The organism is Serratia sp. 2880STDY5682894 (assembly GCF_001537385.1).
Classification (GTDB): domain Bacteria; phylum Pseudomonadota; class Gammaproteobacteria; order Enterobacterales; family Enterobacteriaceae; genus Serratia; species Serratia nevei.
Genome location: NZ_FCJA01000002.1, coordinates 704303 through 726755 on the forward strand (window position 1 = coordinate 704303; position 22453 = coordinate 726755).

27 protein-coding genes are annotated in these 22453 nt (G+C 62.3%); 12 read left to right on the top strand and 15 right to left on the bottom strand.

From position 1 onward, the window contains the following. Positions 1-87: 87 nt before the first annotated feature. The 9 genes from flgB (at position 88) to flgJ (ending at position 7288) form a co-directional block, all read left to right on the top strand. Complete coding sequence (flgB, locus tag AWX27_RS08040; protein ID WP_033634995.1) at positions 88-501, top strand: flagellar basal body rod protein FlgB; 414 nt, start codon at positions 88-90, stop codon at positions 499-501. A 5-nt stretch (positions 502-506) separates the two neighbouring features. Beyond that, positions 507-911 (top strand): flagellar basal body rod protein FlgC, encoded by a 405-nt coding sequence (gene flgC / locus AWX27_RS08045; protein WP_004934826.1) that lies wholly within the window; start codon positions 507-509, stop codon positions 909-911. Positions 912-923: 12 nt separating this feature from the next. After that, positions 924-1601 (top strand): flagellar hook assembly protein FlgD, encoded by a 678-nt coding sequence (flgD, locus tag AWX27_RS08050; protein WP_016927297.1) that lies wholly within the window; start codon positions 924-926, stop codon positions 1599-1601. A 54-nt stretch (positions 1602-1655) separates the two neighbouring features. After that, positions 1656-2879 (top strand): flagellar hook protein FlgE, encoded by a 1224-nt coding sequence (gene flgE / locus AWX27_RS08055; protein ID WP_004934822.1) that lies wholly within the window; start codon positions 1656-1658, stop codon positions 2877-2879. Positions 2880-2891: 12 nt separating this feature from the next. After that, positions 2892-3647, top strand: coding sequence for a flagellar basal body rod protein FlgF (locus AWX27_RS08060; protein ID WP_060420794.1), 756 nt, complete (start codon positions 2892-2894; stop codon positions 3645-3647). Between the two features lie 18 nt (positions 3648-3665). After that, on the top strand, positions 3666-4448 hold the full coding sequence (gene flgG / locus AWX27_RS08065; RefSeq protein WP_004934819.1) for a flagellar basal-body rod protein FlgG: 783 nt from the start codon (positions 3666-3668) through the stop codon (positions 4446-4448). Between the two features lie 83 nt (positions 4449-4531). After that, a complete protein-coding gene (gene flgH / locus AWX27_RS08070; RefSeq protein WP_004934817.1) occupies positions 4532-5233 on the top strand; it encodes a flagellar basal body L-ring protein FlgH in 702 nt (233 codons plus the stop codon). 10 nt (positions 5234-5243) lie between these two features. Further along, on the top strand, positions 5244-6344 hold the full coding sequence (locus AWX27_RS08075) for a flagellar basal body P-ring protein FlgI (protein WP_004934816.1): 1101 nt from the start codon (positions 5244-5246) through the stop codon (positions 6342-6344). After that, positions 6344-7288, top strand: coding sequence for a flagellar assembly peptidoglycan hydrolase FlgJ (flgJ, locus tag AWX27_RS08080; protein WP_060420798.1), 945 nt, complete (start codon positions 6344-6346; stop codon positions 7286-7288). Before AWX27_RS08075 ends, flgJ begins: the two co-directional genes overlap by 1 nt. A gap of 7 nt (positions 7289-7295) precedes the next feature. Here the strand turns inward: flgJ and AWX27_RS08085 are convergent, their stop codons facing one another. Continuing rightward, complete coding sequence (locus tag AWX27_RS08085) at positions 7296-7580, bottom strand: hypothetical protein (RefSeq protein WP_038876852.1); 285 nt, start codon at positions 7578-7580, stop codon at positions 7296-7298. Here AWX27_RS08085 and flgK point away from each other — a divergent pair. Together flgK and flgL are read left to right on the top strand one after the other, a co-directional pair. Next, entirely contained in the window at positions 7573-9222 is a 1650-nt protein-coding gene (flgK, locus tag AWX27_RS08090) for a flagellar hook-associated protein FlgK (RefSeq protein WP_060420800.1), read from the top strand. The genes AWX27_RS08085 and flgK overlap by 8 nt on opposite strands. A gap of 59 nt (positions 9223-9281) precedes the next feature. Beyond that, positions 9282-10241: a flagellar hook-associated protein FlgL gene (gene flgL, locus AWX27_RS08095; RefSeq protein WP_060420803.1), complete on the top strand. Its 960-nt coding sequence runs from the start codon at positions 9282-9284 to the stop codon at positions 10239-10241. A gap of 272 nt (positions 10242-10513) precedes the next feature. On the opposite strand, the gene sra is transcribed toward flgL, so the two are convergent. The 14 genes from sra to fliF form a co-directional block, all read right to left on the bottom strand. Further along, positions 10514-10648, bottom strand: coding sequence for a stationary-phase-induced ribosome-associated protein (gene sra, locus AWX27_RS25290; RefSeq protein WP_087763075.1), 135 nt, complete (start codon positions 10646-10648; stop codon positions 10514-10516). Positions 10649-11006: 358 nt separating this feature from the next. Next, positions 11007-11789: a flagellar biosynthetic protein FliR gene (gene fliR, locus AWX27_RS08100; protein ID WP_033632754.1), complete on the bottom strand. Its 783-nt coding sequence runs from the start codon at positions 11787-11789 to the stop codon at positions 11007-11009. A 2-nt stretch (positions 11790-11791) separates the two neighbouring features. After that, positions 11792-12061, bottom strand: a complete 270-nt coding sequence (fliQ, locus tag AWX27_RS08105) for a flagellar biosynthesis protein FliQ (protein WP_004934803.1) — start codon at positions 12059-12061, stop codon at positions 11792-11794. Between the two features lie 22 nt (positions 12062-12083). Continuing rightward, the gene (gene fliP / locus AWX27_RS08110) at positions 12084-12845 is read right to left on the bottom strand and encodes a flagellar type III secretion system pore protein FliP (protein WP_060420806.1); all 762 of its coding nucleotides are present in this window, start codon (positions 12843-12845) and stop codon (positions 12084-12086) included. Next, entirely contained in the window at positions 12842-13246 is a 405-nt protein-coding gene (fliO, locus tag AWX27_RS08115) for a flagellar biosynthetic protein FliO (protein ID WP_060420808.1), read from the bottom strand. The genes fliP and fliO overlap by 4 nt, the downstream gene beginning before the upstream one ends. Next, complete coding sequence (gene fliN, locus AWX27_RS08120) at positions 13246-13662, bottom strand: flagellar motor switch protein FliN (RefSeq protein WP_038876868.1); 417 nt, start codon at positions 13660-13662, stop codon at positions 13246-13248. Before fliN ends, fliO begins: the two co-directional genes overlap by 1 nt. Further along, the gene (gene fliM / locus AWX27_RS08125; RefSeq protein ID WP_025303254.1) at positions 13655-14659 is read right to left on the bottom strand and encodes a flagellar motor switch protein FliM; all 1005 of its coding nucleotides are present in this window, start codon (positions 14657-14659) and stop codon (positions 13655-13657) included. Before fliM ends, fliN begins: the two co-directional genes overlap by 8 nt. Positions 14660-14664: 5 nt before the next feature. Further along, complete coding sequence (fliL, locus tag AWX27_RS08130; protein ID WP_004934797.1) at positions 14665-15150, bottom strand: flagellar basal body-associated protein FliL; 486 nt, start codon at positions 15148-15150, stop codon at positions 14665-14667. A 165-nt stretch (positions 15151-15315) separates the two neighbouring features. After that, positions 15316-16548 carry a flagellar hook-length control protein FliK gene (locus tag AWX27_RS08135; RefSeq protein WP_060420811.1) on the bottom strand — a complete coding sequence of 411 codons (1233 nt, stop codon included), beginning with the start codon at positions 16546-16548 and terminating at the stop codon, positions 15316-15318. Beyond that, on the bottom strand, positions 16545-16991 hold the full coding sequence (fliJ, locus tag AWX27_RS08140) for a flagellar export protein FliJ (protein WP_033647768.1): 447 nt from the start codon (positions 16989-16991) through the stop codon (positions 16545-16547). The genes AWX27_RS08135 and fliJ overlap by 4 nt, the downstream gene beginning before the upstream one ends. Before the next feature lie 21 nt (positions 16992-17012). Beyond that, positions 17013-18374, bottom strand: coding sequence for a flagellar protein export ATPase FliI (gene fliI / locus AWX27_RS08145; RefSeq protein WP_004934781.1), 1362 nt, complete (start codon positions 18372-18374; stop codon positions 17013-17015). Then, on the bottom strand, positions 18374-19078 hold the full coding sequence (gene fliH, locus AWX27_RS08150) for a flagellar assembly protein FliH (protein ID WP_038876881.1): 705 nt from the start codon (positions 19076-19078) through the stop codon (positions 18374-18376). Before fliH ends, fliI begins: the two co-directional genes overlap by 1 nt. Continuing rightward, positions 19071-20063, bottom strand: coding sequence for a flagellar motor switch protein FliG (fliG, locus tag AWX27_RS08155; RefSeq protein WP_060420814.1), 993 nt, complete (start codon positions 20061-20063; stop codon positions 19071-19073). Before fliG ends, fliH begins: the two co-directional genes overlap by 8 nt. Next, on the bottom strand, positions 20060-21766 hold the full coding sequence (fliF, locus tag AWX27_RS08160) for a flagellar basal-body MS-ring/collar protein FliF (protein ID WP_060420817.1): 1707 nt from the start codon (positions 21764-21766) through the stop codon (positions 20060-20062). Before fliF ends, fliG begins: the two co-directional genes overlap by 4 nt. 314 nt (positions 21767-22080) lie before the next feature. On the opposite strand from fliF, the gene fliE reads away from it, so the two are divergent. Next, positions 22081-22395, top strand: coding sequence for a flagellar hook-basal body complex protein FliE (gene fliE / locus AWX27_RS08165; protein WP_025159836.1), 315 nt, complete (start codon positions 22081-22083; stop codon positions 22393-22395). Positions 22396-22453 lie beyond the last annotated feature (58 nt).

Consider the following 22453-nt stretch of genomic DNA (forward strand, 5'->3'; position numbering starts at 1 on the left):
CGCCCCATTTTGCGTCTATTCCCGCGATAGGGTGGCGCTGGGGACGTTTATCCTGTCGACTCCAAATTCTAACCTCGCGGAGGGAGCATGCTCGACAAACTGGACGCGGCTCTGCGCTTTGGCCAAGAGGCGCTGAACTTGCGCGCCCAGCGGCAGGAAATTCTGGCCGCCAACATCGCCAACGCAGACACACCGGGTTATCAGGCGCGGGATATCGATTTCGCCAGCCAATTGAACAAAGTGCTGGAACAAGGGCGCGTCAACGGCAACGGCATGTCGCTGAACCTGACGGCGGCGCGCCACATCCCGGCGCAAACCCTGCAGCCGCCGCAGCTCGATCTGTTGTACCGGGTACCGGACCAGCCGTCGATGGACGGCAACACGGTGGACATGGATCGCGAACGCACCAACTTTGCCGATAACAGCCTGAAATATCAGACCGACCTGACGCTGCTCAACGGGCAGATCAAAGGGATGATGTCCGTGCTGCAACAAGGATAAGGCGCATGTCTTTACTGAACATTTTTGATATCTCCGGCTCGGCGTTATCGGCGCAATCCCAGCGCATGAACGTCAGCGCCAGCAACATGGCCAACGCCGACAGCGTGACCGGCCCGGACGGCGAGCCTTACCGCGCCAAGCAGGTGGTGTTCCAGGTCGCGGCGGCGCCCGGGCAGCCGACCGGCGGCGTGCGCGTCGCCCAGGTGGTGGACGATCCGGCGCCCGAGCGTCTGGTGTACCAGCCGGGCAACCCGCTGGCGGACGCCAAGGGCTACGTGCGCATGCCGAACGTCGACGTCGTGGGGGAAATGGTCAACACCATCTCCGCTTCCCGCAGCTACCAGGCCAACGTCGAGGTGCTCAACACCACCAAGTCGATGATGATGAAAACCCTGACGCTGGGTCAGTAACCGGAGGTTCCCATGGCTATTGCCGCAACCACTAACGAGTCGTTGGACAACACCGTCATCGGTAACAACAGCAAAAATACCAACAGCCAGGATCTGCACAACAGCTTCCTGACGCTGCTGGTGGCGCAGTTGAAAAACCAGGATCCGACCAATCCGATGCAGAACAACGAGCTGACCTCGCAGCTGGCGCAGATCAACACCGTTCAGGGCATCGAAAAACTCAACACCACGCTGGGCTCGATCTCCGGCCAGATCAACAGCAACCAGTCGCTGCAGGCGACGGCGCTGATCGGTCATGGCGTGATGGTGCCGGGCAACAACATTCTGGTCGGCAGCAAGGATGGCAAGGTCAGCACCACGCCGTTCGGCGTGGAACTGGAGCGCGCCGCCGATCAGGTGACCGCCACCATCACCAACGCCAGCGGGCAGGTGGTGCGCACCATCGAAATCGGCGGCCTGACCGCCGGCGTACACGCCTTCACCTGGGACGGTTCGCTGGATGACGGCTCCACCGCGCCAGACGGCGCCTACAAAGTGGCGATTAACGCCAAAGGCAACGGTGAACAGTTGGTGGCGCGTAGCCTGCACTTCGGGCTGGTGAACGGCGTGATCCGCGACGGCAACGGCGCCAAGCTGGATCTCGGCCTGGCGGGCAACGCCACCCTGGAAGACGTGCGACAGATCTTATAACCCTAAGCATCAGGCTCAATCGGACGATAGCCTGACCACTATTCGGAGAATAACATGGCCTTTTCTCAGGCAGTCAGCGGCTTGAACGCGGCAGCAACCAACCTGGACGTGATCGGTAACAACATCGCCAACTCCGCGACCGCGGGCTTCAAATCCGGCAGCGTGTCCTTCGCCGACATGTTCGCCGGTTCGCAGGTTGGGCTGGGCGTTAAAGTGTCCGGCATCACCCAGAACTTCAAGGGCGGCACCACCACCGGCACCAGCCGTGCGCTGGATGTGGCCATCAACGGCAACGGCTTCTTCCGCATGCAGGATAAAGACGGCGGTATCTTCTATACCCGCAACGGCCAGTTCAAGCTGGACGAGAACCGCAATCTGACCAACATGCAGGGCCTGCAGCTGACCGGTTACCCGGCGGCCGGTTCCCCGCCGACCATCCAGCAGGGTGCCAACCCGGTGCCGCTGAGCATTCCTGAAGGCATGATGAACGCCAAGGCGTCTACCTCCGGTGAGATGGTAACCAACCTGAAGTCCACCCATAAAGTGCCGGAGAACAAGACGTTCGATCCGACCAAACAGGACAGCTACAACTACGTCAACACCATCACCGCCTACGACTCGCTGGGTAACGCGCACAACATCAACGCCTACTTCGTGAAGACGGAAGACAACAAGTGGCAGGTCTATACCCAGGACGGCAGCGCAGCGCCAGTGAACGCCGGCACCATGGAGTTCAGCACCAGCGGCAACCTGGTGAAAACCACCAGCACCAACGGCGCGCCGGGCGAGTTCAGCATGGTGATCCCGATGACCGCCAAAGACGGCGCACCGGCGCAAAACTTCACCCTGAGCTTCGCCGGCAGCATGCAGCAGAACGTGGGCAGCGACTCGGTGAGCAAAGTGGCGCAGGACGGCTATGCCGCCGGTGAATACACCAACTTCCAAATCAACAACGACGGCACCGTCGTGGGCATCTACTCCAACCAGCAGACTCAGGTGCTGGGCCAGATCGTCATGGCCAACTTCTCCAACCCGGAAGGGCTGGCGTCGCAGGGCGATAACGTGTGGCAGGAAACCGGTGCATCCGGCCAGCCGCGCGTCGGTCTGTCGGGCGGCGGCGGCTTCGGTAAGCTGACCAGCGGCGCGCTGGAGTCTTCCAACGTCGATCTGAGCCAGGAGCTGGTGAACATGATCGTCGCACAGCGTAACTACCAGTCCAACGCCCAGACCATCAAGACGCAGGACTCCATCCTGCAGACGCTGGTTAGCCTGCGCTAATAGGGCCGAGTCATGGATCACGCGATTTATACCGCGATGGGCGCGGCGCGCCAAACTCTGGAACAGCAGTCCATCACCGCCAACAACCTGGCCAATGCGTCGACGCCGGGCTTTCGCGCCCAGCTCGCCGCGTTGCGCGCGGTACCGGTCGACGGGCCGAGTATGGCGACGCGCACCTTGGTGACCGCGTCGACGCCGGGCGCCGACATGAGCCAGGGGGCGCTGAACTACACGTCGCGTCCGCTGGACGTGGCGCTGCAGCAGGACGGTTTCCTGGCGGTGAGCCTGCCGGGTGGCGGTGAAGCCTATACCCGCAACGGCAACATTCAGATCTCCTCCACCGGGCAGTTGACGGTGCAGGGGCTGCCGGTGATGGGCGACGGCGGCCCGATCGAGGTGCCGCCGTCGGCGGAGATCACCATCGCGGCCGACGGCACCATTTCGGCGCTGAACGCCGGCGATCCGCCGAACACCATTGCGCAGATCGGCCGCCTGAAGCTGGTGAAAGCCGATGCGCGCGAAGTGATGCGCGGTGACGACGGGCTGTTCCGCCTGACGCCGGAAACCCAACAGCAGCGCGGCAATCAGTTGCAAAACGATCCGCTGGTGCGGGTGATGCCGGGCGTGCTGGAAGGCAGCAACGTCAAGCCGGTGGAAACCATGGTCGACATGATCGCCAACGCCCGCCGCTTTGAAATGCAAATGAAGGTCATCCACAGCGTGGATGAAAACGAACAGCGTGCCAACTCACTGCTCTCAATGAGTTAAGCAGCAAGGAAATAACCGATGATTCCATCCTTATGGATTGCCAAAACCGGTCTGGACGCGCAGCAGACCAACATGGACGTGATCGCCAACAACCTGGCGAACGTCAGCACCAACGGCTTCAAACGCCAGCGTGCGGTATTTGAAGATCTGCTGTACCAGACCATGCGTCAGCCGGGGGCGCAGTCCTCCGAGCAGACCACGCTGCCTTCCGGCCTGCAGATCGGCACCGGCGTGCGTCCGGTGGCGACCGAGCGTCTGCACAGCCAGGGTAACCTGTCGCAGACCAACAACAGCAAAGACGTCGCCATCAAGGGGCAGGGATTCTTCCAGGTGATGCTGCCGGACGGCACTCAGGCCTATACCCGTGACGGGTCGTTCCAGATCGATCAGAACGGCCAGCTGGTGACCTCCAGCGGTTTCCAGGTGCAGCCGGCGATCACCATTCCGGCGAACGCACTGTCCATCACCGTCGGCCGCGACGGCATCGTCAGCGTCACCCAGCAGGGGCAAACCGCCGCCCAGCAGGTGGGCCAACTGACGCTGACCACGTTCGTCAACGACAGCGGTCTGGAGAGCGTGGGCGAGAACCTGTATCAGGAAACCGAAAGCTCGGGTGCGCCGAACGAGAGCACGCCGGGGCTGAACGGCGCCGGTCTGCTGTATCAGGGTTACGTGGAAACTTCCAACGTCAACGTGGCGGAAGAGCTGGTCAACATGATCCAGACTCAGCGCGCTTACGAGATCAACAGCAAAGCGGTATCGACCTCCGATCAGATGCTGCAAAAGCTGACGCAACTGTAATCTGTCATTGACGGGCCCGGCTTGCCGCGCCCGTCATTCTCTTTCGTGAAACAAAGGCGATACCCGTGGTAACCACATATTCGATGGCAATCCTGCCGCGGCAGGGACAACGCTGGCTGGCGGGAATGGTGATGCTGACGCTGAGCGGCTGCGCCTATATCCCGCACAAACCGCTGGTGGACGGCGCGACCACGGCGCAGCCCGCGCCGGCCAGTGCGCCGATGCCGAACGGCTCGATCTTCCAGACGGTGCAGCCGATGAACTACGGCTACCAGCCGCTGTTCGAAGACCGCCGTCCGCGCAACGTCGGCGACACCCTGACCATCGTGCTGCAGGAAAACGTCAGCGCCAGCAAGAGCTCCTCCGCCAACGCCAGCCGCAACGGCGCAAGCAAGTTCGGCGTCGCCACCTCGCCGCGTTACCTCGACGGCCTGTTGGGCAATGCGCGCGCCGATATGGATATTTCCGGCGACAGCACCTTCGGCGGCAAGGGCGGTGCCAACGCCAACAACACCTTCAACGGCACCATTACGGTGACGGTCAACCAGGTGCTGGCCAACGGCAACCTGCACGTGGTAGGGGAAAAGCAGATCGCCATCAACCAGGGCACGGAATTCATCCGCTTCTCCGGCGTCGTCAATCCGCGCACCATCAGCGGCAACAACTCGGTGACCTCGACGCAGGTGGCGGACGCACGTATCGAATACGTCGGCAATGGCTATATCAACGAAGCGCAGACCATGGGCTGGCTGCAGCGCTTCTTCTTAAATGTTTCACCGTTCTAAGGATTGACTGATGCTGAAAAAATGGTTTATCGCGCTGTGCGTCGGGCTGGTGTGCTTGCCGGCGGCGGCGGAGCGCATCCGCGATCTGGTGACGGTGCAGGGCGTGCGAGACAACGCCCTGATCGGCTACGGCCTGGTGGTGGGGCTGGACGGCTCCGGCGACCAGACCATGCAGACGCCGTTTACCACCCAAAGCCTGAGCAACATGCTGTCGCAGCTGGGCATCACCGTGCCGCCAGGCACCAACATGCAGCTGAAAAACGTGGCGGCGGTGATGGTAACCGCCAAACTGCCGCCGTTCTCGCGCGCCGGGCAGAACATCGACGTGGTGGTTTCTTCGATGGGCAACGCCAAGAGCCTGCGTGGCGGCACCCTGCTGATGACGCCGCTCAAAGGCGTGGATAACCAGGTTTATGCGCTGGCGCAGGGCAACGTGCTGGTCGGCGGCGCGGGTGCGGCGGCCGGCGGCAGCAGCGTGCAGGTCAACCAGCTGGCGGGCGGGCGCATCAGCAACGGCGCCACCATCGAGCGCGAGCTGCCGACCACCTTCGGCAGCGGCGGCGTTCTCAACCTGCAACTGAACGACGAAGATTTCACGCTGGCGCAGCAGATCAGCGACGCCATCAACCGCCAACGCGGCGGCGGCACCGCGACGCCGCTCGACGCCCGCACGATCCAGGTGCTGGTGCCGCAGGGCAACAGCTCTCAGGTGCGCTTCCTGGCGGAGATTCAAAACATCACCGTCAACGTCGGGGCGATGGATGCCAAAGTGATCATCAACTCGCGCACCGGTTCGGTGGTGATGAACCGCGATGTGATCCTCGACTCTTGCGCCGTCGCCCAGGGCAACCTGTCGGTGGTGGTCGATCGGCAGAACACCGTCAGCCAACCGACGACGCCGTTCGGCGGCGGCCAGACGGTGGTGACGCCAAACACCCAGATCTCGGTGCAACAGCAGGGCGGATCGCTGCAGAAGGTGAACGCCAGCGCCAACCTGAACAACGTGATCCGCGCGCTGAACGCGCTGGGCGCCACGCCGATCGATCTGATGTCGATCCTGCAGGCGATGCAGAGCGCCGGCTGCCTGCGCGCCAAGCTGGAAATCATCTGATGGCCGGCGATCTGATGGCGATGTCGGGCGCGGCCTATGACGCCCAGGCGCTGAATGGCCTCAAGCGCGATGCGGCGGCGGACCCGCAGGGCAACCTCAAGCAGGTGGCCCAGCAGGTAGAAGGCATGTTCGTGCAGAAGATGCTGAAAAGCATGCGCTCTGCCTTGCCGCAGGATGGGGTATTGAGCAGCGATCAAACGCGGCTCTATACCTCGATGTACGACCAGCAAATCGCCCAGCAGATGTCGCAAAAAGGGCTGGGGCTGGCCGACATGATGGTCAAGCAGATGAGCAACGCCAATACTGTGCCGAGTGAAACGGCGGGCCTGTCGCCGATGGCGCTGGACAACGAGGTGCTGCAAACGCTGCCGAACCAGGCGCTGGAGCAGATGGTGCGCCGCGCGATGCCGAAAGCCCCGCCGGCCGCCGCGCCGCTGTCGCTCAACAACGGCAACTTCGTCGCTCGCCTGTCGATACCGGCGAAGGTCGCCAGCCAGCAGAGCGGCATTCCGCATCAGCTGATCGTCGCTCAGGCGGCGCTGGAGTCCGGTTGGGGGCAGCGCGAGATCCCGACCTCGGACGGCACGCCGAGCTACAACCTGTTCGGCATCAAGGCCGGCGGCAGCTGGAACGGGCCGGTGACGGAGATCACCACCACCGAGTTCGAACAGGGCGCGGCGAAGAAGGTGAAGGCGAAGTTCCGCGTCTACGGCTCGTACGTCGAGGCGATCGCCGATTACGTCAAGCTGTTGACCAACAACCCGCGCTACGCCGACGTGGCCGCCGCGCGCAGCCCGGAGCAGGCGGCGCATGCGCTGCAACGCGCCGGCTACGCCACCGATCCGCAGTACGCCAGCAAACTGGTCAGCGTGATTCAGCAGATGAAGAACGCAGGAGAACAGGCGGTCAAAGCTTATACCCACGATTTGAAAGATTTGTTCTAAATCCCCGTCAGGCTTGACGCCGCAGCGGCGTTGACTGCACAAGTTCGCCCCGGTCACTTGGCTTAACCAGGCTCCCGGGGACGCCCTTGCTTGTCGCCTTGCTGCGACGCCAATTATTGAGGGGATAGGCGGTAATGAAGGCTGGCTGGATGCTGACCGCATTGCCGCTTTTTTTCCTCAAGTTCTTCTCATTTTTGCCGATAACCGAGACAGGCTGAGCGAACAGGCTCAGCAGCTCAATTAGAACCCTGTGGGCCACCGGCGCCGCAGCATAAGGAATTCCGATGTCCAATAGCTTAATCAATACCGCGATGAGCGGGCTGAATGCGGCTCAGGTGGCGCTCAGTACCGTCAGCAACAACATCTCCAACTACAACGTGGCGGGCTATAACCGCCAGACCGCGATCCTGGCGCAGAACGGCGGCATGGCCACCATGAGCGGCTTTATCGGCAACGGTGTGACCGTCACCAGCGTCAACCGCGAGTACAACCAGTTCATCACCAACCAGTTGCGCGGTGCGCAAAGCGCCTTCGGGGCGCAAAACGCCTATTACGAGAAGATTTCGCAGATAGACAACCTGCTGGCGAGCAAAACCAACCCGCTGTCGACCAACATGCAGGATTTCTTCACCAACCTGCAGAACCTGGTGAGCAACGCCGGTGACGACGCCGCGCGCCAGACGGTGCTGGGCAAGGCCAATGGCCTGGTGAACCAGTTCAACAACACCGACAAATTCCTGCGCGACATGGACAACGGCGTCAATCAGCAGATCAGCGATACGGCGCAGCAGATCAACAGCTACGGCCAACAGATCGCCAAGCTGAACGACGAGATCACCCGTTTGCGCGGCAGCGCCGGCGGCGAGCCGAATGCGTTGCTGGATCAGCGCGATCAGCTGGTTACCGAGTTGAATCAGCTGGTGGGCGTGCAGGTCACGCAGCAGGATGGCGACGCTTATACCGTCTCCTTCGCCAACGGTTTGACCCTGGTGCAGGGCAGCAACACTTATCAGGTGGAGGCGATGCCTTCCAGCAGCGATCCTTCCCGCCTGACCATCGGTTATAACCGCGGCAATGGCGCCAGCGAAGTGCCGGAAGGCCAGATCACCAGCGGCAGCCTGAGCGGCGTGCTGAAATTCCGCAGCGAGACGCTGGACGGCGTGCGCAATCAGCTGGGCCAGTTGGCGTTGGCGATGGCGGACAGCTTCAACCAGCAGCATCGCGCCGGTTTCGACCTGAACGGTGACGCAGGCGGCGACTTCTTCAGCTTCAGCGGCGGCCGGGTGGTGGATAACACCCGCAACACCGGCGACGCGTCGCTGTCGGTCGCTTACACCGACACCGGCAAGGTGAAGGCCAACGATTATCGCGTCGAGTTCGACGGCAGCAACTGGCAGGTCAGCCGCCTGCCGGACAACGTGAAAGTCAACGCCACGCCGGGCACCAGCGCCGACGGCAAACCGACGCTGAACTTCGATGGGCTGGAAGTGAGCATCGACGGCAATGCGCAGGCTAAAGACAGCTTCACCGTGAAGCCGGTCAGCGACGTGGCGGGCAACCTGAAAGTGGCCATCACCGATTCGTCCAAGATCGCCGCCGCCGGTAAAGACGACAGCGGCCGAGGCGATAACGAAAACGCCAAGAAGCTGCTGGATCTGCAGACCAAAAACCTGGTGGACGGCAAGGCGACCCTGAGCGGCGCTTATGCCGGCATCGTCAGCGGCGTCGGTAACCAGACCGCTGCCGCCAAGGCCATCGCCACTTCGCAGGCCAAGATCGTGAAGCAGCTGGGCGAGCAACAGCAGTCGATGTCCGGCGTTAACCTTGACGAAGAGTACGGCGAGCTGCTGCGTTTCCAGCAGTACTACATGGCCAACGCGCAGGTGATTCAGACCGCCAGCTCGCTGTTCGATGCGCTGCTGAATATTCGTTGATTTCATTGTTAACCGGCGCCGATAACGGCGCCGGTCGCTCAGAGTAAGGAACCCACAGCATGCGCATGAGCACCAGCATGATGTACCAACAGAACATGAACGGCATCACGGGCAACCAGTCGCTGTTCATGAAGGCCGCCGAGCAGCTTTCCTCGGGCAAGCGGGTGATCAACCCGTCCGACGATCCGCTGGCGGCGTCGCGCGCGGTGATGTTGTCGCAGTCGCAGGCGGAAAACAGCCAATACACGCTGGCGCGGACTTTCGCTCGCCAAAGCGTGTCGATGGAAGAAACGGTCTTGGCCGGCGCGACGTCCACCATCGCGGACATGAAGGCGCTGATCGTCAGCGCCGGCGGCACCGAAAGCGATAACGACCGCCAGTCGTTGGCCACCCAGCTGCAGGGGCTGAAAGATCAGCTGCTGAACCAGGCCAACAGCACCGACGGCAACGGCCGCTATATGTTCGGCGGATACGTGAACGACAAGGCGCCGTTCGTCGACAACGGTGGCACCGTCAGCTATCAGGGCGGTGACAAGACGGTTCAGCAGAAAGTGGACGCCAACCGCACCATGACCATCGGCCATACCGGCAACGCGGTGTTCATGTCGTTGACCAGCAACCCGAAGCCTGAGCCGGACGGCAGCGCGCCGGTCAGCAACGTATTCGAGAGTATCGATATCGCGCTGAACGCGCTGAAAACCCCGCTGCAGGGCGCCGATGAGGCCACCAAGCAGCAGGTGAACGATGCGCTGGCGAAAGCCAACCGCGGCCTGGACAACTCATACAACAACGTACTGAGCGTGCGCGCCGAGCTGGGCAGCCAGCTGCAGGAGATGGATCAGCTGGACAGCATCGGCAAAGAGCGCGACATGACCAACCAGGTCCAGATGAGCGCGTTGACGGATGCCGATCTGGCCGAGTCTATTTCGTCTTACTTTATGCAGCAGGCAGCGCTGCAGGCGTCGTATAAAACCTTCAGCGATATGCAGGGCATGTCGCTGTTCCAGATGAATCGTTAAGAGCAAGACCCCGTTGCCTGACCGCGACGGGTTTCCCTTTAGTGCGCTTAGAAAACGTCCTCTCCGCCCCGCGGGGAGGAAGGCTTCTTGAAACCGGGCGCACTCGTTTGGCGCGTCACTCGTTCTCCCACTACTGACTGAGTGACGCGCCTTTTTTTCATCAGGGAAGCAATAATACGATTGTCACCCCTGTTTAATGCGCAACGGCATGATTGAAATCAGTGGTGGAAAAATCGCGATGGATATTATTTCCCTGACGATAAATAGCGGTGCTATTTCTTTTTCTTCTCTACTTTCCATTTTCCGCCGTCGGCCGTCTCGGTAAAAGAAACTCTAAACTTGTTGCTTTTCCAGTGGGTCAAACCGAATAACCGGCGTGCTTTGCGGTTGCTTTTCGCTTTAATCATGATCTCGCTCCTGTGGTTAGCAAAGGTCGATGCTGCGCCCTGCAGCCGGCAGGCTGCCGGACGCATTTATTCTGGGTGTAAGTTATCTGCCGCGTATTTAACAATGCGTGACTGCGTTATTCTTATTTTTTACTCGAGATAAACGTACTTTATCGCTGCGAAAGATAAGGAGGTGCAAGGCGATATTTTTTGTTACCGGGTCTATTCTAGGTCGGGGTTTTATTTATTCAAGCCACCGGAGACATTTGAACCTTAATCCGGATAAAAGGCGTTTCTCAGGCTTTTGTCCCAAGAAAGCGTTTTTATTGCCATTTTGTCTCAGGCGAAAACGGGGGGAAGGAAGGGGCTGCGCAGGGGCTTAGAAGGTCATGCCGCCGATCACCGCCGCCAGCCGATCGAAGATTTCACCGAACAGATGCTCGCAGAACGGGGCTAACATCGGCATCATCATGCCCAGCGTCATGATGCCGAAGGTCATGGTGACCGGGAAGCCGATCACGAAGACCGACAGCTGCGGCGTCATGCGGTTGAGCAAGCCGAGCGCCATGTTCAGCGTTAACAGCAGGCAGATCAGCGGCAGCGCCAGCATCATTCCGTTGATGAAGATCAGCGAGCCGACCTGGGTCAGTACCAGGAAGCCGTTGCCGTTCAGCGGCTGCGTCTGGATAGGCAGGGTGTGGAAGCTGTCCGCCAGCAGCGAAATCAGCCACAGATGGCCGTCGAAGCTGAGGAACAGCAGCATCGCCAGCAGGTTGAGCAGGCGCGCCAGCACCGGCATGTTCGGGCCGCCGCTGGGATCGAAGAAGGTGGCGAACGACAGGCCCATCTGCATGCCGATCACTTCGCCCGCCAGGCGCACCGCCGCGAAGGCGAACTGCATGGTCAATCCCAGCGCCACGCCGATCAGAATCTGTTGAATCGCCAGCCACAGGCCGGCGGCGGAGAAGATCGGGATATTGCTGGCGGGCAGCGTCGGCGCGATCAGGATGACGATCAGCCCGCCAAGGCCGATTTTGACCTTTTTGCTGATTTGCTTTTCGCTGAATATCGGCGCGGTGCTTATCAGCGCCAGAATGCGCAGCAGCGGCCAAAAATAGTGGCTGAGCCAGACGGTGAGCTGGGCGCTGTCGAAGGTGAGCACGGTTAGCCGATCAGGGTGGGCAGGTTGCTGAACAGGGTGCGCATGTAGTCCAGCAGCAGGTTCAACATCCAGGGGCCGGCGATGATGATGGTGGCCACCACCGCCAGAATTTTGGGGATGAACGACAGCGTCATTTCGTTGATCTGGGTAGCGGCCTGCAGCAGGCTGACCACCAGGCCGCTGATCAGCGCCGCCAGCAGCAGCGGCGCGGCCAGCGCCAGCGCCACTTTCATCGCCTCGGTGCCGAGCGCCATAACCGATTCAGGTGTCATCTCGCGTTCTCCGATCGGGGGGTTACGAATAGAAGCTCTGCGCCAGCGAGCCGAGCAGCAGCTGCCAGCCATCGACCAGCACGAACAGCATCAGCTTGAACGGCAGCGAGATGGTGGCCGGCGGTACCATCATCATCCCCAGCGCCATCAGCACGCTGGCGACCACCAGGTCGATAATCAGGAACGGAATGAACACCGTAAAGCCGATCTGGAAGGCCGTTTTCAGTTCGCTGGTGACGTAGGCGGGCAGCAGGATGCGCATCGGCACCGCTTCCGGGCCGGCCAGCGGCGGCTGATTGGCCAGCCTGGCGTACAGCGCGAGATCGGTTTCGCGCGTTTGGCGCAGCATGAATTCGCGCAGCGGCTGCGCGCCTTTATCCAGCGCGACCTCCAGCCCGATCTTGTCCTGGCTGAACGGCAGGTAGGCGTCCTGATAGACCTTGTCGAACACCGGCGACATGATGAAGAAGGTCAGGAACAATGCCAGCCCCAGCATCACCTGATTCGGCGGCGCCGACGGGGTGCCCAGCGCGTTGCGCAGCAGCCCGAGCACGATGATGATGCGGGTAAAGCTGGTCATCATCAGCAGCATGGCGGGCAGGAAGGTCAGCGAGGTCAACAGCACCAGCGTCTGCACCGGCAGCGACCAGCTTTGGCCGCCGTTGGCCAGCGGCTGACTGATCAGCCCCGGCAGTTGCGCCACAGCCGCCGGGCTGATGAACAGCAGGGCGGCAGGGAGCCAAACCGCCGGACGGCGGACGAGGGTATGAAGAGTCGAGGTCATGCCGATTTTTCCGGACGTTTCAGAACTTTTTGCATCAGTTGGCGGAAGTCCGCCGGCGACGCCGCATCGGCTGCCCCCTCGTCTTTCGGCGGGGCGGGCAGGGTGTGCAGCGGGGTGATCTGCTGGGCGGTGACGCCCAGTACCAGCAAGGTATCGTCGACTTCCACCACCACCACGCGCTCGCGCTGCCCGACCTGGCAACTGGCGCGCAGGTTGAGCAGCTTGTTGTTGCGCGCCTGCGGGGCGAAGCCCAGCCGGCGGAACAGCCAACCGGCCAACAGGATCAGCAGCAGAATGCCGCCGAGCGCGCTGCTGACCTGCATCAACACCGAACCGGCCGGCAAGGCCGGCGCGGCGGGTTGTTGGGTACTTTGGACGGTAACGGGCGCCGCAACGGTCATCAGCGGCTCAGTCGACGCATGCGTTCGGACGGGGTGATGATGTCGGTGATGCGCACGCCGAACTTGTCGGCCACCACCACCACTTCACCTTGTGCGATCAGGTAACCGTTGATCAGGATGTCCAGCGGCTCGCCGGCCAGGCCGTCCAGCGCCACCACCGAGCCTTGCGACAGGCGCAGCAGCTCTTTGATGGTCATCTTGGTGCGCCCCAGTTCCACGGTAAGCTTGACCGGAATATCCAGGATCAGGTCGATATCCTGCAGGCTGCCGAGCGCATCCTGAGCTTCCAGCGACTTAAACACCCCTTCGGTGCTCGCGCCGGATTTCTCTGTCGACTGCTGCTCGTTAAACGCATCAGCCCACAGATCGTCTACGGATTCCTTTCCTTCGCCAGACGGTTGCTTAGGATCACTCATTGGGCTGTTCCTCACTCAGAGCATTCAAAATAGGGTTAATCAAATGTTCAACACGCAGGGCATATTGCCCGTTCAACGTGCCGTATTGGCTGGTCAGAACCGGTACGCCGTCCACATGGGCGATCAGGCGTTCCGGCTTGTCTATCGGTAATACATCGCCCGGCTGCAGCTTCAGGACTTTCGACAGCCGCATTGGGATATCGACGAAGTTGGCGATAAGCTCCAGTTCGGAGTGCTGCACCTGCTTCACCAACGTTTCGCGCCAGTGGCTGTCTTCCTGCCGCGAATTTTCCAGCGGCGGGTTGGTCAACAGCTCGCGCAGCGGTTCGATCATCGCGAACGGAATGCAGATGTTGAACTCGCCGGTCAGCGCGCCGATCTCCACCTGGAACGGCGTGGTGACCACGATGTCATTCGGCGAGGTGGTGATGTTGGTGAACTTCACCTGCATTTCGGCGCGCACGTACTCTACGTCGATCTTGTAGATGGCGCTCCAGGCGTCGCCGTAGGCGTCCAGCGCCAGGCGCAGCATGCGCTTGATCACCCGCTGTTCGGTCGGGGTGAACTCGCGGCCTTCGACCTTGGTCGGGAAGCGGCCGTCGCCGCCGAACAGGTTATCGACGGCGATGAACACCAGGCTCGGCGCGAACACGAACAGGGCGGTGCCGCGCAGCGGGTTCAGATGCACCAGGTTCAGGTTGGTCGGCACCGGCAGGTTGCGGGCGAACTCGTGATACGGCTGGATTTTGATCGGGCCGACGGTAATGTCCGGGCTGCGGCGCAGCAGGTTGAACAACCCCATGCGGAACTGCCGGGCAAAACGTTCGTTGATGATTTCCAGCGCGTGCAGACGCTCGCGCACCACGCGGCGCTGGGTGTTCGGATCGTAAGGCTTGACCTCGCTCTCTTTGCCGACTATCGCTTCGGGTTCATCACCCGCGCTGTCGCCGTTGAGCAAGGCGTCGATCTCTGCCTGTGAAAGAATGCTATCGCCCATAGTGATTACCGCAGTATGAAGGCGGTGAACAGCACGTCGCTGACCACCTGCTTCGGTTGTCCCTTAACCAGCGGCGGGCTGAGCACGTCCTTAATCTGCGCCACCAACTGTTGCTTCCCTTGTTCATTGGCCAGCTGGCTCGCTTCCTGACGGGAGAGCAGCATCAGCAGACGGCTGCGCACTTCCGGCAGAAAATCGTTCAGCTGGCGGCGGGTACTTTCGTCCGGCAGACGCAGCGTGAGGCCGATGTACAGCACGCGATCCGGGTTGTTGTCCGGCGTCACCAGGTTGACGGTAAAGGTGTCGAGCGGCATGAACACCGGCGCGGCCGGCGGTTGCTGTTTGGCAGCGGCCGGTTCGGCGCCGTTTTTATGCTGTTGCAGCAGCCACCAGCTGTAGCCCGCGGCGCCACAGGCGACGACGCTGATCAAGACCAGCAGGATGACCAGAAGGGGGCGTTTCGGTGCTGCCGGAAGGGAGTTCTGAGACATAGCGAAATCTAATTCCTGTTGTTCCACCCGCGGCCGGCGAGGCGGCGGGCATAGCGCGCGGCAAGGCCGCACGCATGACATGTAAAGGTATTATCGCGTCTATTGCGGCGTGCAATAGCCTGAATAGACGCGCAAATGGGTGCCAGCTTGGGCGTTTGCGGCGGCTTAGGCGAAAATATCGACGCCGTTGACCGCGCTGGCCATACGCTGCAGCGCCGCCGGTGCGCTGACGCCCTCGGCTGCTGCGCCGTCACCGCCATGATGTTCAGCATAGCTGGAACGCCCCTGGCCGTTGGAAGCCTGCTGTTGCGCCTGCTGCTGCCATTGCGGAGTGGACTCGCCGCCCACGCTGCTCTGCCCCAGGTTGATACCGCTCTCCGCCAGCGCGTGCCGCAGCTGCGGCATCGCCGCTTCCACTGCCGCACGCACCTGACCGTGAGCGGAGGCGATGTGCAGCTGCGCCTGCTGATCGTCCAGTTTCAGCGTGATCTGCAAGGCGCCCAGTTCCTGCGGGTGCAGGCGCAGCTCGGCGCTTTGCTGGCCGTTGCGGTGGAACATCAGCACCTGCTGGTTCAACGCCTGCTGCCACTCCGGGCTGCCCAGCTGCGCGTTGAGCTGCGGCGCAGGCGGTGCGGTCACCAGTGCGCTGGCAGGAGCGGCCGTTTGCGTTGGGCTGGCGGCGGCCAGGGCGACGGCGTGGTTGAGCGTCGGTGGCTGCTGCGCATCGCTCGCCGGCAGCGGCTGTGCGGTGCTTGCACGTTCGCCGTTGGTCGGTTGCGGGAGCGCCGCCTTGGCATTATCGCCGTCGGTAGCCGACGTTTTCGCTTCCGTCAGCGAGGGAGCGGGGGATGCCGATGAACGCGCGGCGGTTTTATCACCGGCCGCCGCGATGTTCAGCAGGCCATTGCCGGGCTGCAGCGCAGTCGCCTCGTCAGCGCTATCCACCGGCAGCGAGCGTTGGCCTTCGGCCGGTTGCGCCTGGGCGACGATCGCGGCCGGCAGCATGGCGTACAGCGCCTGCAGCGTTGCGGCATCCAGCTCTTTGGCGGCGGCGATCGGCGGCTGCGCCGGTTTGTCGCCGGCGGCGGGCGCTTCGTCCTCGGCGCCTTCAGGTGAAAGCGCGTCGGCTGAGGCCGTCTGGCCCGGCAGCAGGCCGCCGCGCTCGCCGAAGGTGGCCAGCAGTTGATTGAGCTGGTTGCGGCTCAGGGCCGGGGCGCGTTCTTCGTCCGCGCTCAGCGCGACCGGCGGCTGTTTGCCGTCGGCGGCGGGCGCGAAACGGGCGCCGAGCAGCTGGGCGAAAGCGGACGACAGCTGGCTCTCATCCAGCGCCGACGTCAGTTCGGCCAGGCCGCCGGCGTCGCCGGGTAAGGCCAGGCCGGGCAGGGCGTTCAGATTCATGGGTTGATATTCCTTTGTGCACTGCGTTGAGCGAACTCATCCATCAGTTTTTGATCCCGTTTGTTCTCCTGCTGCTGCTCCGCCGTCAGAGCGCGGGTATGCAGGGTCTCGAAAGCGTTCAGCCGCTGTTGTTTGTCTTGCCATTGCTTCACCGCATGATCCACTTTCTGCCCCCACTGCAGCAGCTGCTGGCGGTGTTGGTCGATGGCCTGTTCCAGCGTGCCGATAAACTGCTGGTAGTTTTGCCAGCGTGAGCTGTCCATGCCGTCGCAGAGCGTATGATTCAGCTTCTGGCGGTATTCGTCCTGATAGTTGAGCAGCATCGACAGCTGCTGCTCTGCCGCCTGCTGCGCCTGCCGTACCTGGCCCAGCTGTTGCGCGGCCTGTTCCACCGCATCCTGCGCCAGATCTCGCAGGGTAATCAGGGGGGATTGTGATTTCATCGCTGTGCGCCTCTGGTGACGTTAAACAATCAACTGCTGCAGCTGTTGACAGGCTTCATCATAGCCGCTGCGTTCAAAGATGCCCTGTTGCAGGTAAGCTTCCATCTGCGGATACAGCGTCATCGCTTTGTCCAGCAACGGATCGCTGCCCGCCGCGTAGGCACCGACGCTGATCAGATCGCGGTTGCGCTGATAGCTGGCCAGCATCTGTTTGAAGGTGCGCACCCGGCGGTAATGCTCTTCGTCGATCAGCGACGTCATGGCGCGGCTGATTGACGCTTCGATGTCGATCGCCGGGTAGTGGCCGGCTTCCGCCAGGCGCCGGGACAGCACCACGTGGCCATCGAGAATTGCGCGCGCCGAGTCGGCGATCGGGTCTTGCTGATCGTCCCCTTCGGTCAACACGGTGTAGAAGGCGGTGATGGAACCGCCGCCGCTGATGCCGTTGCCCGCGCGTTCCACCAGCGCAGGCAGCTTGGCGAAGACCGAAGGCGGATAGCCTTTGGTCGCCGGCGGCTCGCCGATGGCCAGGGCGATCTCACGCTGCGCCATGGCGTAGCGGGTGAGGGAATCCATGATCAACAACACATGCTGCCCGCGATCGCGGAAATCTTCGGCGATGCGGGTGGCGTAGGCCGCCCCCTGCATGCGCAGCAGCGGCGACACGTCCGCCGGCGCGGCGATCACCACCGAGCGCGCCCGGCCTTCGGCGCCGAGAATGTTCTCGATAAAGTCTTTGACCTCGCGGCCACGCTCGCCGATCAGGCCAACGACGATCACATCCGCCTGGGTATAACGGGCCATCATGCCGAGCAGCACGCTCTTGCCGACGCCGGAGCCGGCGAACAGGCCCATACGCTGGCCGCGGCCGACGGTTAGCAGGCCGTTGATGGTGCGCACCCCCACGTCCAGCACCTGCTCGATCGGCGTGCGCTGCAAGGGGTTGAACGGTGCGGTGATCAGCGGCGCGCGGTAACCGGTTTCCGGTGAAGGCAGGCCGTCGAGCGGTTTGGCGCTGCCGTCCAGCACCCGTCCCAACAGGGCCGGGCCGAGCGGCAGCTGTTTGCCGGCGCTTTGGCCTTCCGGCGCGATGCGGGCGTAAACCCGCGCGCCCGGCACGATGCCTTCCACTTCTTCCAACGGCATCAGGAACAGCCGCTGGCCGTTGAAGCCGACCACTTCGCTTTCCACTTCCTGCACCTCACCGGCGTCGTGCCGTTCGATGAGGCAGGTCGCGCCGAGCGGCAGCTGCAGGCCGGTAGCCTCCAGCACCAGCCCGGTCGCACGGGTCAGGCGACCATAGCGGCGCACCGTCGGCGCGCGCGCGATGCGTTTTTCCAGCGTATCCAGAGAGCTCAGCCAGCGGCCGAGACGCGCGGTCATCAGACTTCTCCCGGTGCCGCCAGGCGGCACAGTTCATGCCAGCGCGTTGCCAGGCTGGCGTCGAGATCGCCTTCCTCGGCGCTGACCTTGCAGCCGCCCGGGTGCAGCTCGCCGTCCGCCAGCAGGCGCCAGCCGTGCAGGCTGAGGGTGACCCCCAGCTGCTGCTCGACGCGCGGGTAGTCGTCCGGGTGCACCCGCAGCTGCGGCTTGCCGTTGAACATCGGTTCCTGTTGGATCAGTTGTTGGATCTGCGCCAGCAGGGCGGTGCCGTCGCATACCGGCGGCTGGCCCAGCACCTGTTTGGCGGCGGTCAGTGCCAGCTGCATCAGCCGCGAAGCGATCACGCTGTCGAGCGCGTCCAGCGTGTGCTGGAATTCGGTGACCAGCTGCTGCCAGTGGGCGGTCAGCGGCTGCTGCTGCTGTTGCGCTTCCAGCAGCCCTTGCTGGCGGCCCTCCTCCAGTCCGGACTGAAAACCGGCCTCATAGCCTTTTTGCTGGCCGTCGGCATAGCCCAACTGCTGGCCCTGTTGCTCCGCCTGCAGGCGCAGCGTCGCCAACTGCTGCTGCAATTCGGCCTGTGCGTCCGGCGACGGATCGTCAAGTTCGAGATCCGGCAACTGCGGCAGCTCGACAGCCGGTTTCTGTTCGCCCAGGTCGTTGAGCGACCAGGGCTGCCAGGGCAGGGTGTTAATGCGATCAGACATAGGTGTCCTCGCCGCCGCCGATGATCATTTCGCCGCTTTCCGCCAGGCGTCTTACCACCAGCAGAATGGCTTTCTGCTCGTTCTCCACCTGCGACATGCGCACCGGCCCACGGTTGGCCAGATCGTCGCGCAGGATGTCGGCGGCGCGTTGCGACATGTTCTTGAGGAACTTCTCGCGCAGCGGCTGCTCGGCGCCTTTCAACGCAATCAGCAGCGACTCGCCTTCCACTTCCTGCAGCAGGCGTTGGATACTGCGATCGTCGACCTCCACCAGGTTTTCGAACAGGAACATCTCGTCGATGATCTTCTGCGCCAGCTCGCCGTCGTATTCGCGCATCGCGTCGATGACCGCTTCTTCCTGCTGGGTTTTCATCAGGTTGATGATCTCGGCGGCGGTGCGCACCCCGCCCATTTTGCTGCGCTTGAGGTTCTGGCCGTCGAGCAGGTTGTTCAGCACTTCGGTCAACTCCGCCAACGCCGCTGGCTGTACGCCGCCGAAGGTGGCGATACGCAGCATCACGTCGTTGCGCAGGCGTTCGTCGAACAGGGCCAGGATATCTGCCGCCTGGCCGCGTTTGAGGTGCACCAGAATGGTGGCGATGATCTGCGGGTGTTCGTCGCGGATCAGATCGGCAGCGCTCTGCGGCTCCATAAAGTTGAGCGTTTCCATGCCGGTGGTGGTCTCGCGCGATTCGAGAATGTCTTCCAGCAGGCTGGCGGCGCGCTCTTCGCCCAGCGCTTTGACCAGCACCGAACGCAGGTAGTCGCTGGCGTTGACGCTCAGCGCCGCGTATTGCTCTGCGTCGTCTTCAAACTCGGTCAGTACTTCGCCGAGCTGTTTGTGCGAAACCTGGCTCATGCCGGCCATGGTGCCGCTCAGCAGCTGTACTTCGCGCGAGGAGAGGTGTTTGAACACCTCCGCCGCGCGATCTTCACCCAGCGTCATCAGCAGGATGGCGCTTTTGTCGGTTCCGGTCAGGCTCATATCTCGTTACTCATCCATTGGCGGATTACCAGAGCGACCACGCGTGGGTCTTTGTCAGCCAGATCGCGGATCCGCTGGCTCTGGACTTCTGCGCTGACGCGCTGCTGCGATTTACGACGCTGCGCCAGCTCCTCGTTGCTCGGTTTGCTGCTGTCGACCGGTTTGGCGGCAGGGGCGTTGGCGGCGGCGGCGGCGGCCTGTTGCGCCGCCTGGCGCTGTTGCAGCTGCGGCCGCACCAGTTTGCGCCACAGCAGCCAGGCCACCAGCAGCACCAGCAGATAGCGGCCCGCGTCGATCAGACGATCGATAAACGACTGGCTTTGCCAGAACGGCAGTTCGCCACCGGTCACCTGACTGTCGGTAAACGGCGTGTTGACCACGTTCAGGGTATCGCCACGGCTGCTGGAGTAGCCCATCGCTTCACGCACCAGCGCTTCGATCTGCGCCAGCTGCTCTTTGCTCATCGGCTGCGGTTTGCCGTCTTTATCGGTGCCCAGATAGTTGACGACCACGGCGACCGACAAACGCTGCACGGTGCCGGCTTTTTGCTGGGTATGGCGAATGGTGCGGTCGAGCTCGTAGTTGGTGGTCGCGTCGCGACGGGTATTTTGCGGTACGCCGCTGGCCGCCGCGCTGCGGGTGGTCGCGGCGTTTTGCGCGGTGGCATTGGCGTTGGCATTGTTGCCTGCGGTGGTGGCCGGCTTGGCGGTCTCAATCGGTGCCGTGGCCGGCGCGCTTGGCTGATTAGACAGTGCGCCCGGCACGCCGCCTACCTGTGGCCCGCCGATCTGCTCGCTCAGGCTGGTTTGCTGAGAGCGGATAGCGGCTTTGTCAGGCTGTTGATTAGGTTGGTACTGTTCATCGGTTTGTTCGCGAGTGGCGAAGTCGATTTGCGCCGTGACCTGCGCGCGCACGTTGGCGCTGCCGACCACCGGGGCGAGGATCGCTTCGATGCGGCGCTGGAAGCCGTTTTCCACTTCGTTGGCGTATTTCAGCTGCGAGGCGTTGAGATCGCGCCCGGTGCCGTCGGACTGCGTCAGCAGACGGCCAGCCTGATCGACCACGGTCACATTGCCCGGCGGCAGGCCGGCGACGCTGCTCGACACCATATAAACGATGGCGTTGATCTGGCCATCGTCCAGCGCACGGCCGGGTTGCAGGGTCAGCGTTACCGACGCGGAAGGGGATTTTTGTTCGCGCACGAACAGCGAAGGTTTAGGCAGCGCCAGGTGAACGCGGGCGTTTTGTACCGGCCCCAGCGATTCGATAGTGCGCGACAGCTCGCCCTCGAGGGCACGCTGATAGTTGATCTGCTCGCTGAACTGGCTGATGCCGAATTTTTCCTGATCCAGCAGTTCGAAGCCGACGGCGCCGCCTTTCGGCAGCCCTTGCTGCGCCAGGCGCAGGCGGGTTTCATGCACCTTTTCCGCCGGGATCAGCAGCGCTGCGCCATTCTCGGCAAAGCGGTAAGGGATATTCATCTGCGTCAGCTGGGTGACGATGGCGCCACCGTCGCGGTCGTTCAGATTGCTGTACAGCACGCGGTAGTCGGGACTTTTCACCCACAACAGCAGCGCGACGACGATCGCGATCGCGGCGGAAGCGGCGACCAGCAACGGAATTTTCGGGTTGGCGCGCAGACGATTCCAGATGGCCTGCAGGCCGTTGTCGCGGCTTTCGCCGGCGGTTATCGAAGCACTCATTTTAGGTCTCGTCCTTCAATGGCGCTCACGATCCCGTACGGGCCGCTGAGCAGCTCCCTGCCAGGCTGATGAACGGTATGGTTAGCGTTGTGTGACAAAACAGACTCCCTGATACACATATCTTCTAAATAGCGGCGCTCCCATTTCTGGGCAGGCCATTATTCGCCTTATCAGACGATTCTGATTGCCCGATAAGCCGGGTTTTTTGCAGTTAATTAGCCGCTTTAGCTCTGAAAACGCTGTGCTAGGGTGTGCATCATTGGAGAAGTGCAGGGTGAAACGTCACCCGGCGAGACGAGATGATTGAGGACCAGATGGCGATTCAGGGCATTGAAGGGGTACTGCAGCAGATGCAGACCATGGCGGTTCAGGCCGGCAAAATGGGGCAGAATGCGGCGCCACAGGGCGTCAGCTTCGCCAGCGAACTGACCGCGGCGCTCGGCAAGATCAGCGAGACCCAGCAAACGGCGCGCAAGCAGGCGCAGGATTTTGAACTGGGCGTGCCGGGCATCAGCCTGAACGATGTGATGGTCGATCTGCAGAAATCGTCGGTCTCTTTGCAACTGGGCGTGCAGGTGCGCAACAAGCTGGTGGCGGCCTACCAAGATATTATGAATATGCCGGTGTGACGTTCGGCCTATGCCGCCTGTCAGAGCCGGGTCCGTCGCCAAAAGCGACGGATCTCGA

Bases quoted from the DNA above. Each gene is read 5' to 3' on its own strand.
- flgB (WP_033634995.1), top strand. From the start codon at position 88: ATGCTCGACAAACTGGACGCGGCTCTGCGCTTTGGCCAAGAGGCGCTG.
- flgC (WP_004934826.1), top strand. From the start codon at position 507: ATGTCTTTACTGAACATTTTTGATATCTCCGGCTCGGCGTTATCGGCG.
- flgD (WP_016927297.1), top strand. From the start codon at position 924: ATGGCTATTGCCGCAACCACTAACGAGTCGTTGGACAACACCGTCATC.
- flgE (WP_004934822.1), top strand. From the start codon at position 1,656: ATGGCCTTTTCTCAGGCAGTCAGCGGCTTGAACGCGGCAGCAACCAAC.
- AWX27_RS08060 (WP_060420794.1), top strand. From the start codon at position 2,892: ATGGATCACGCGATTTATACCGCGATGGGCGCGGCGCGCCAAACTCTG.
- flgG (WP_004934819.1), top strand. From the start codon at position 3,666: ATGATTCCATCCTTATGGATTGCCAAAACCGGTCTGGACGCGCAGCAG.
- flgH (WP_004934817.1), top strand. From the start codon at position 4,532: ATGGCAATCCTGCCGCGGCAGGGACAACGCTGGCTGGCGGGAATGGTG.
- AWX27_RS08075 (WP_004934816.1), top strand. From the start codon at position 5,244: ATGCTGAAAAAATGGTTTATCGCGCTGTGCGTCGGGCTGGTGTGCTTG.
- flgJ (WP_060420798.1), top strand. From the start codon at position 6,344: ATGGCCGGCGATCTGATGGCGATGTCGGGCGCGGCCTATGACGCCCAG.
- flgK (WP_060420800.1), top strand. From the start codon at position 7,573: ATGTCCAATAGCTTAATCAATACCGCGATGAGCGGGCTGAATGCGGCT.
- flgL (WP_060420803.1), top strand. From the start codon at position 9,282: ATGCGCATGAGCACCAGCATGATGTACCAACAGAACATGAACGGCATC.
- sra (WP_087763075.1), bottom strand. From the start codon at position 10,648: ATGATTAAAGCGAAAAGCAACCGCAAAGCACGCCGGTTATTCGGTTTG.
- fliQ (WP_004934803.1), bottom strand. From the start codon at position 12,061: ATGACACCTGAATCGGTTATGGCGCTCGGCACCGAGGCGATGAAAGTG.
- fliP (WP_060420806.1), bottom strand. From the start codon at position 12,845: ATGACCTCGACTCTTCATACCCTCGTCCGCCGTCCGGCGGTTTGGCTC.
- fliO (WP_060420808.1), bottom strand. From the start codon at position 13,246: ATGACCGTTGCGGCGCCCGTTACCGTCCAAAGTACCCAACAACCCGCC.
- fliN (WP_038876868.1), bottom strand. From the start codon at position 13,662: ATGAGTGATCCTAAGCAACCGTCTGGCGAAGGAAAGGAATCCGTAGAC.
- fliM (WP_025303254.1), bottom strand. From the start codon at position 14,659: ATGGGCGATAGCATTCTTTCACAGGCAGAGATCGACGCCTTGCTCAAC.
- fliL (WP_004934797.1), bottom strand. From the start codon at position 15,150: ATGTCTCAGAACTCCCTTCCGGCAGCACCGAAACGCCCCCTTCTGGTC.
- AWX27_RS08135 (WP_060420811.1), bottom strand. From the start codon at position 16,548: ATGAATCTGAACGCCCTGCCCGGCCTGGCCTTACCCGGCGACGCCGGC.
- fliJ (WP_033647768.1), bottom strand. From the start codon at position 16,991: ATGAAATCACAATCCCCCCTGATTACCCTGCGAGATCTGGCGCAGGAT.
- fliI (WP_004934781.1), bottom strand. From the start codon at position 18,374: ATGACCGCGCGTCTCGGCCGCTGGCTGAGCTCTCTGGATACGCTGGAA.
- fliH (WP_038876881.1), bottom strand. From the start codon at position 19,078: ATGTCTGATCGCATTAACACCCTGCCCTGGCAGCCCTGGTCGCTCAAC.
- fliG (WP_060420814.1), bottom strand. From the start codon at position 20,063: ATGAGCCTGACCGGAACCGACAAAAGCGCCATCCTGCTGATGACGCTG.
- fliF (WP_060420817.1), bottom strand. From the start codon at position 21,766: ATGAGTGCTTCGATAACCGCCGGCGAAAGCCGCGACAACGGCCTGCAG.
- fliE (WP_025159836.1), top strand. From the start codon at position 22,081: ATGGCGATTCAGGGCATTGAAGGGGTACTGCAGCAGATGCAGACCATG.